The organism is Sphingomonas rustica, assembly GCF_039652585.1.
GTDB classification, from domain to species: Bacteria; Pseudomonadota; Alphaproteobacteria; order Sphingomonadales; family Sphingomonadaceae; genus Sphingomonas; species Sphingomonas rustica.
The window spans coordinates 1-1,271 of record NZ_JBDIZK010000026.1 but is presented as its reverse complement, the minus strand read 5'-3'; the positions used below and the strand labels follow the sequence as shown (position 1 = coordinate 1,271).

1 protein-coding gene is annotated in these 1,271 nt (G+C 64.1%); it reads right to left on the bottom strand.

Annotated features, from left to right (window positions below; translation table 11 throughout):
* Positions 1–157: 157 nt before the first annotated feature.
* Positions 158–1,267: an IS5 family transposase gene (locus TPR58_RS22635; RefSeq protein ID WP_346249046.1), complete on the bottom strand. Its 1,110-nt coding sequence runs from the start codon at positions 1,265–1,267 to the stop codon at positions 158–160.
* Positions 1,268–1,271: the final 4 nt, after the last annotated feature.

The following is a 1,271-nucleotide window of genomic DNA, read 5'->3' as shown; positions in this document are numbered from 1 at the left end:
TCGGTGTTGCTCGCCTCCCAGATGTGTCCGGTGCAGCATCCGAAGGCGAACTCGCCCGAACCATTCCCCTCGAACAGGATATAGGCTGGCTCGACCATAGCGGGATAATCGGCCTCGAAGTCGGGCATCTCGACGATCCGCCATTTGCCTTTGAGGCTCATGCCGACGCTTCCAGGAGCTTGGGCAGACGTACGAGGTTGTAGGCGGCCAAGGCGAGGGTGAAGACCGCATCGACCTTGGCCCGTCCTCGCAGCTTGACCTTGGCGAGGCGAGCGGAGCCCTTGATCCAGCCGAACACCTCCTCGATACGTTTGCGGCAGCGTTGGCTGATCGCATAGCCGGGATGACGGGTCGTCCGCCGATCCATGGCAGTGGCGCGGGCCTTGCCGGTCTTCGAAAGATGCCCGTCGATCGCAAGGTGCGGAGTGACCGACCGCTCGCGCAAATCCTCCACGAACTGCCGCACGTCATAGGCCTTGTCGGCGCCGAGCGTGATGCGGCGGCGCCGCGTCCGGCGATCCAGCATCGCGAGTGCCGCCTCCCGTTCGGCGGTGCCGCTGGCCGGGGTGACGCCGCCGTCCACCGCCAGACCATTGCGGTTCTCCATCATGGCGTGGCCGATATAGCAAAGCCTGGCGGGTTGGCCGTCGCCCTTCTTGTAGAGCCGCGCCTCGGGATCGGTCGTGCTCTGGTGGGTCTCGTTGGAGCGCTTCTCCTTGTGGAAGTCGCGCTCGGCATTGCGGCCCGGCGGACTTGGGCGGTCATCGTCGCTCCCGTCCTTGCGGCGAAAGCTCTTGATCGATGCCCATGCCTCGATCAGCGTGCCATCTACCGAGAAGTGATCGCTCGAGATCAGCCGCTTCACGCTGGGCTGTGCGAGGATCGCGCGCAGGAATTTGGCGGCGATCTCGCCACTGAGCAGCCGGTCCCGGTTGGTGCTGAAGCTCGAATGATCCCACACTGCCTCGTCGACACCCAGCCCGACGAACCAGCGAAACAAAAGGTCGAACTCGATCCGCTCCATCAACTGGCGCTCCGAGCGTATCCCGTAAAACACCTGCAGCAGCATCGCCCGCAGCAACCGCTCAGGCGGAATCGAGGGTCGGCCAAAACGACGCGCGTAAAGCGCCCCGAAATCCTCATCGAGAGCCGCCAGCGCCGCGTTGGTTATCTCCCGGATCCGTCGGAGCGGGTGATCCGAACGTATCCGGGACTCCACATCGACATACGAGAATAGCGCTCCCGTGCGTTCGTCTGATCCGCGCATCCCA